The following is a 6356-nucleotide window of genomic DNA, read 5'->3' as shown; positions in this document are numbered from 1 at the left end:
GCACCTGCGGCCGGTCATCCCGATGGTCCCGACTGTAGCCGTAGCGAGCCAACCCCTTCGGACCCTCTCCTTCAAAATAGGTGCTCGAAAGATCGTAGAGCACCAGACTTACCCATCCGGGAAACGCTCTCTGAAAAAGCCCACGCTCGATCCGGCTCCAAACCCCATTGAGCCCATCCATCGCCCGGTAGAGATCCTCTTCCTCCCATCCTTCGCTCTTCTCCAAAGAGCAGGCTTGCGCCAGAAGCGTCCCCCGAGCCTCCTCCTTCCAGGAAAGCTTCGAGCAGGGGAAGAGAATCCTGCCGAAGATCATCACCTGCAAAAGTTTCCTCTTCTTCGGATCCTCCACCGAGGCCAGGACTTCTTCCAGTCCCCACCGCTCCCATGCCTCCCGCAAAACCGCCAGACACCCGAAGTCCGACTGCTCCTCCAGTCCCAGCTTCTCGACCTCGACGACCTTCTTCCCCTGCAAGCCCAAACGAATCAGCTCCCGGACCTCTTCGGGTAGCGCGGTGACGTTGCAGATCGTCCGGGAACGAGGTCCTTTCTCGGTCCGATACGACTCTCGGATGAAATAACTCTTGTAGACCTTCCCCTTCTGCCGCGACTTGACCTCGCAAAAGTACATTACGCACTCTTTTATGCCAAACGCAACGATTACACGTCAATATATTATTTCATATATTACGTACGACATGCTTTCCGTAAGTAATTGATAAATCACAATGTCGGTGAAAAAGTGTCAAAGTCAGGCTAACCTGCTCCACCGCAAGCCAGGTTTCACAGCACACGATCGCCTTGTTTTTGACCGCTCCTTCATCCCGGATCTTGACCCGCAAGGCATCGAAGAAGACGACCGGATACATCCTCTCCAGCGGCCGGCTCTGCCACTCCAGCACATCGTCCATCACCGAATCGGTCACCGTGCGGATCAGATCGGCAGAAACCTTCACCTTGTACTGCTCTTCCAAAAACGCCTGGATCTCCCGCACCATCATCCCTTGGGCATACATGGCGATGATCTTGGAATCAAAGCCCCCAAACCGCCGTTGCCTCTTGCCGATAAACTGGGGCTCGAAGTCCCCGGCTCGATCACGCGGCACCTCGATTTCCAGGCGCCCATCCTCGCTCACCAAGGTCTTTCTGCTGGTCCCATTGCGATGGTTCTCCCGCCTCCGGCCCGCTTCGCCCTTGGGCGCCTGGCCCTTCTCGTAACCCAGATAGTGGGTCATCTCCGCTCCAAGCAACCGACGTACGTGCGGCTCAGTGGGATGGATGTGGGTTTGTGGACGTTCTCTACCCTGGTAAAGTCGAGAAACAATCTGGTCTCGGCAACCGGGTGTGGGTTCGAGTCCCTCCGCCGGTAGCCGGAAAAAGCTTCTTCCCAACTCCCGTGTTGATTTCGCCGCGGACGCCGGCTCGCGTGCCGTTTGCCCCTGCCCTCTAGGACGCCGGGACGAACTCTAGATAGTATTGGTAGGGCAGAAAGCCGTGCTCTTTGAGGAGACGGTAGCCGGCCTTCTGGAATTCCTCCTTGGCTTCTGCTTCCGAAAGCCGATGGGCTGGGGGAGGGCCGACGGGGGAATTCGGCTTGAAGTCGATCAGGGCGATCCTCCCTCCCGGCCGGAGGCACTCCGAGAGCTTCCGGAGATATTCGATCCGGTTGTCTACGTGGTGGAGAACCGTGCAGACGAAGATCAGATCGACGGAGTGAGGGGCCAGATCCGGATTGCCGGGCTTGACCAGCTTGACCGTAACGTTCTTGAGGTTCTTCTCCTGGACCTCCTTTTTCAAGTAGTCGGCCATGGCTGGCTCGGAGTCGATCGCGTAAACTTTTCCTTCCGCTCCGACTGCTTGGGAAAACCTCCGACTGAAATAGCCGGTCCCGGCACCGAGATCGGCCACGCAGGAGCCCGGCTTAAGATCGAGCGCTTCCACGACCCGTTCCGGCTCTTGCCACTGATCTCGCTCCTTTGACTCGAAGAGCTTCGCGTACTTTCCCACGTCATGAAAGCTGTGGTGATAGCCATGCATCGCTTTTTGCTCGACTGCCGGCCCCCCCGGCGCCTGGCCGAGGAGTGCTGGGCTGCTCCCCACAAGGAGAAGAGTGGCAAATCCGAAGACGGGCTTGAGCAGAGTTTCAGAGGAGTGGGCCATAAGGAGGAATCGTGAGAGGGGTTTTCGGAGGGGACAGATTCGACATGAGCGTTCGCAAGCTGGACCAAAGGAGCCTGCGCTGTAATAACAAGCCAATCCCCTTGGCTCTGTCGAGGAAATTTTCGCGTAGCCGAGACTGGGCAAATGGATCAGAACGTGCCGTTCCTAAAACCATAGACAACCATTCCCCTGCCAGGGTAGATCGTCCAGGGCGTCGGCCGAACAGTGCTGCCGACGGTTCGCGTGCCGGGGTTTCGCCGGCAAAGTCCGGGTAGCGCCCAATGCCCGCGCTTTCGGGGACAGAGGCGCGGGAGGTTTTTGATTTCCTCCCGACCGGGCATGCGCTGCATGCGCCGCTTTGAGCCTATTCCGGACGCCCGCCCAGAACGACCATACATGCTTCGTCCGATTCCTCGCGGATAGGGCGAAGGTGACATGACCGCCATTGCGGGTCGGCACGATTGCCTCCCGCACGGACGGGCGCTCGGATAGACCCAATCCTCTCCGGGCGACGGCATAGGCCGCGCCCTGGTGAGAACCGATGCCATGACGGCGAGCGTAGTTGACCGCGCCAATCACGGAAGTGTAGGCCGGGTCGACTTCGATCACTTCAACTCCGGCACGAAAAGAAGTCGCCTTGAGCATGGAGATTGCCTTGGCGTAGGCGAAGGAAGAGAGCGAGCGAGCCAGGACGGAATCGACCGACTCCAGTTCAGCCTTCCTCTTGCGAAGATCCAATCGCTCGATCACGAACGGCTTGCCCGATTCGGTGCAGGCCCGCGCGATCTCCCGGCACGCATCGCCGATTACGGCTTTCGCCTGCTCCTCGCCTTTCCCATAGAGATTCAATCCGATTCGGCGAATCCCCACGAGGTTGCCGAAGCGGTCCGTTTCGGCCAAGGCAAGATGATCCTCGTTGATGTCGACGCCGATCGCTCCGGCAAGACGAATCGTCCTCAAGAGGACCGGTCGCGCCTCGACGCTCGCGAATACCCGCCACCCCTTCCGGTCCCGCACGAAGCGGTAGCTCATCGCGGATCCCTCCCGCTTGCGGACGAGTTTCCCTGTCTTGGTTTGCGCGGTCACGAGCCGACTGGCGGAGAGCGCCTGGAGTATCGCCTCCTGGCCATAGGCGAAGCGCACGCCCTCGAGCACCAGATGCCCTGCTCGGTCCGGCCAATCCGTCCGGCAGCCGCAACTGCAGCCGAAGGCTGCCGTGCGGTTCGGCTACTGCTTGGCAGGACTGGTTGCCCGCCGTCTCGTCCTTCGACCCGAGCACGAAGAACTGGCTGCTCCGCTCCGCCTGCCAATCCTTCTTCCAAGCGGCATGGTCCGCATAGCCGTTCTCTTCCAGGGCAAACTGCTTGCGGAAGAGGCGGCGGGAACCGAAGCAGAGCCGGACCTGGCCGGACTCCGGATCGGCAAGGAGCGTCTCGAGCTTCGTCCGTAGGATGGCAAGCCGCCGCTTTTTCTGGTGCAGCACGCTTGAGCCCGGCTCCTTCTTCTCAAGTCGGGCCATCGCCTCTTCTGCTCGTTGGATCCGCTCTTTGGCTTCCTCGATCCACTCGGGCCGCCTTTCCTGGATCGAGGCGATCTTGCCTTCGAGCTCGACCCGGATGGCGTTGAACTGCCGGGCGGTGAGGCCGAAGCGGCGTAGGAACGACCGCTTGAGCTCGTTCCGAGGAACGCCAGCCCGCATCTTGGCGAAGAGAGTCCGCTGCGCCAGCCCGTGGAGCGCCGCATAGGCATCGAGACACGAAGCCTGCTCGGGGGTCACACTCAAACGGGTCTGGTAGGTGAAAACAGGGAGCTTACTCATGGATCGCTTCCAGCGCCTTCTTGACGCGGTTCTGCGCGGACCTCTTCCCGTAAAGCCTTGCACACAGGGAAACCATGACCTCATGCAGCTCGCGCACGATATCGTCGGTCCTCTCGTCCGGATCCACCACCAGGACCGACCGGCTCTGCGCGGCCAATGCCGCTTCCAGGTACTCGAATCCGAAGCGCATCAGCCGGTCGCGATGCTCGACCAGGATGACGCCGACCTTCGGATCACGGAGCAGCCCAATCATGCCTTTCCGACGGCCGTTCAATCCGGAGCCGACCTCCTTGACGGCCTTGACGATCGGCAACCGTTTGCTCAGAGCGAACTCGGTCAGTCGAGCCAATTGCCGGTCCAGATCCTCTTTTGGATCAGCGCTGGAGACCCGCGCGTAAGGGCGACGCCGTTGGGTTGTGAGGACTCCGCATGAACGATCAGCGTTCCGGTCGGCAACTGCTCGACCGGGACGGGCAAACGCCCCTCCTTCCACATCCGCCAAGCCGTCTTGTAGCAAACGCCCTGCCGCTTGGCCCAGACACTTAACTTCACTCGCACATACTTCCATGAACCTCTCTATGTGTCCATATATTATTTAGCTGTTGCGAACCCCTCCGGCTGGATCGACCACAGGAAAGGCAGCCGCCTCGTTTACCGGAGCACCCTCAACCATCGCCGGATCGAGCTCGGCCGTCCACCAGTGCGGGAGAGGGAGGAACGCCGACAACGCAAGGCTAAAAAAGGCGCGGCGCGAGCAAGCCCAGGGCCTTTTTTTATGAACGAGCAAGTGATTCTGCGTCAGGGAGGGAAAGAAAGGCTAGACATGAGGCGACTTTTTCGATGCCATAGGCTCGATGAAACAGCATTTCCATTCAGGAACCGGTGGGGCAAGGGAGTGCGGGCTGCGAGCTTCGATTGCCAGTTTTCCCGAAGAAATCGAATGGTTCGATGGGCAGTTGAAGGAACGCCACTATCTGGGGGCGGGGCGATCGGTGGGCGACTATTTGCGCCAGGTCATTACCCAAGATGGGCAGGCGGTGGCGCTGCTGGTTTGGGGGCCGGCCTGCTACGCGCTCAAGGATCGGGATCAGTGGATTGGGTGGAGTGCCGTACAGCGGGTGGAGCGGCTTAAGTTGATCGTACAAAATCGGCGTTTTCTGCTGCTCACCCCCAAGGGACAGGCGCCCAATCTGGCCTCCCAAGCTTTGGGAGCGGCCTTGCGGGCGTTGCCGGGACAGTGGCGGGATCGCTTTGGCTACACTCCGCTTTTGGCCGAGAGCTTCACCGATCCGGAGGCCTATGCGGGGACATGCTACAAGGCGAGCAATTGGGAAGCGGTAGGCTACAGCGCGGGCTACAGCCGCCATCGGGCCGATTTTTATCTGCCCAACGACCGGCCCAAGCGGCTCTGGCTGCGTCCTCTTTCGGCGCAAGCGCGGCAAACGTTACGAGCGGTCCAATTACCCGAAGAGTGCCGCGCCGGCTTGAGCGCGAGGCCCTCGGGCACGCTGCCGGTCAACGCCCAGCAGCTCGACTCATTGCTGGAGGTCTTTTGGGAAGCGCCTGATCCGCGCAAGAAGAACGCCCACTATCCGGTCGGCTCGGTGTTGACCTTGATCGCAATGGCGCTTTTGGCCGGACGGCGGGAGATCGCCGAGATCGCCCGGTTTGCCACTACGCTGACCCAACCCCAGCGCCGTCGGCTGGGCTTGCCGCTCAAGAAAGGCACCCGAGGCTTTCACCAGGTTCCCGGCTACAGTGTCTTCTACCAAGTGCTCACCCGTATGGATCCCGAAGCCTTCGCCGCCAGGCTCACCGACTGGTTGCAAGCGCAGAGCGGCACGCTGCCGCAGGCGCTGGCCTTGGACGGCAAAATGATTCATCATCACATTGGCCTCCTGACCTTGGCCCAACAGGAGGACGGCGCCCCGCAAGCGGTGGCGGTCCACGACCGAAAGCAGGGCACGCCCCGATGCGAACAAAGCGCGGCGGTGGCGCTGCTGGAAAAGCTGCCGGCCCTGGATGGCAAAATCATCACCGCCGACCCATTGCATTGTCAGCGGCGCCAGGCCCGTCTCATCGTCGAAAAAGGGGGCGATTACCTGTTCGGGATCAAGGGAAATCAGCCTCGTTTGCTTCAAGAGGCTCAAGCCTTGGATGCTTTGCGCGACACCCCCTTTTTACCGACAACCAATCCGGTCATGGCCGAGTCGAAACCCGCGAGCTTTATGCCTTCCCCATCGAGCCCCTGGCCGTCGACTTCCCCTTTGCCCGCGCCCTGATCGTCGTGCGCAGCCAGCGCACGAAGAAAAGGATGGTCTGACCGGCACCCGAGTCCCGTTACTACCTCTCCAGCGCGCCACCGGATCCGTATGCGCCC

General features: G+C 60.6%; 4 protein-coding genes and 3 pseudogenes. 2 read left to right on the top strand and 5 right to left on the bottom strand.

Annotated elements, in window-relative coordinates:
• The 4 genes and pseudogenes from A37A_RS21375 to A37A_RS20600 form a co-directional block, all read right to left on the bottom strand.
• Positions 1 to 628 (bottom strand): annotated as a pseudogene (locus tag A37A_RS21375) (hypothetical protein); the annotation flags it as partial.
• Positions 629 to 791: 163 nt separating this feature from the next.
• A pseudogene (locus tag A37A_RS16595) lies at positions 792 to 1256 on the bottom strand (transposase); the annotation flags it as partial.
• Positions 1257 to 1443: 187 nt separating this feature from the next.
• Positions 1444 to 2157: a class I SAM-dependent methyltransferase gene (locus tag A37A_RS0108585; protein ID WP_018291109.1), complete on the bottom strand. Its 714-nt coding sequence runs from the start codon at positions 2155 to 2157 to the stop codon at positions 1444 to 1446.
• Between the two features lie 165 nt (positions 2158 to 2322).
• Positions 2323 to 3312 (bottom strand): IS200/IS605 family accessory protein TnpB-related protein, encoded by a 990-nt coding sequence (locus A37A_RS20600; RefSeq protein ID WP_196799552.1) that lies wholly within the window; start codon positions 3310 to 3312, stop codon positions 2323 to 2325.
• 61 nt (positions 3313 to 3373) lie between these two features.
• Between A37A_RS20600 and A37A_RS20595 the strand changes: the two genes are divergently transcribed.
• Complete coding sequence (locus A37A_RS20595) at positions 3374 to 3607, top strand: hypothetical protein (RefSeq protein ID WP_018291108.1); 234 nt, start codon at positions 3374 to 3376, stop codon at positions 3605 to 3607.
• A 361-nt stretch (positions 3608 to 3968) separates the two neighbouring features.
• Here A37A_RS20595 and A37A_RS16585 read toward each other — a convergent pair.
• Positions 3969 to 4471 (bottom strand): annotated as a pseudogene (locus A37A_RS16585) (IS607 family transposase).
• Positions 4472 to 4830: 359 nt separating this feature from the next.
• Here A37A_RS16585 and A37A_RS18320 point away from each other — a divergent pair.
• Positions 4831 to 6258: an ISAs1 family transposase gene (locus A37A_RS18320; RefSeq protein ID WP_018291105.1), complete on the top strand. Its 1428-nt coding sequence runs from the start codon at positions 4831 to 4833 to the stop codon at positions 6256 to 6258.
• The last annotated feature ends 98 nt before the right edge of the window (positions 6259 to 6356 follow it).

Origin of the sequence: Verrucomicrobium sp. 3C, assembly GCF_000379365.1 — a bacterium.
Classification (GTDB): Bacteria; Verrucomicrobiota; Verrucomicrobiia; order Methylacidiphilales; family Methylacidiphilaceae; genus Methylacidimicrobium.
This window is presented reverse-complemented; position numbering and strand designations above follow the sequence as displayed.

What these genes read in the sequence shown, in the direction of transcription:
- A37A_RS18320 (WP_018291105.1), top strand. Translation starts at nt 4,831, where the DNA reads ATGAAACAGCATTTCCATTCAGGAACCGGTGGGGCAAGGGAGTGCGGG.
- A37A_RS0108585 (WP_018291109.1), bottom strand. Translation starts at nt 2,157, where the DNA reads ATGGCCCACTCCTCTGAAACTCTGCTCAAGCCCGTCTTCGGATTTGCC.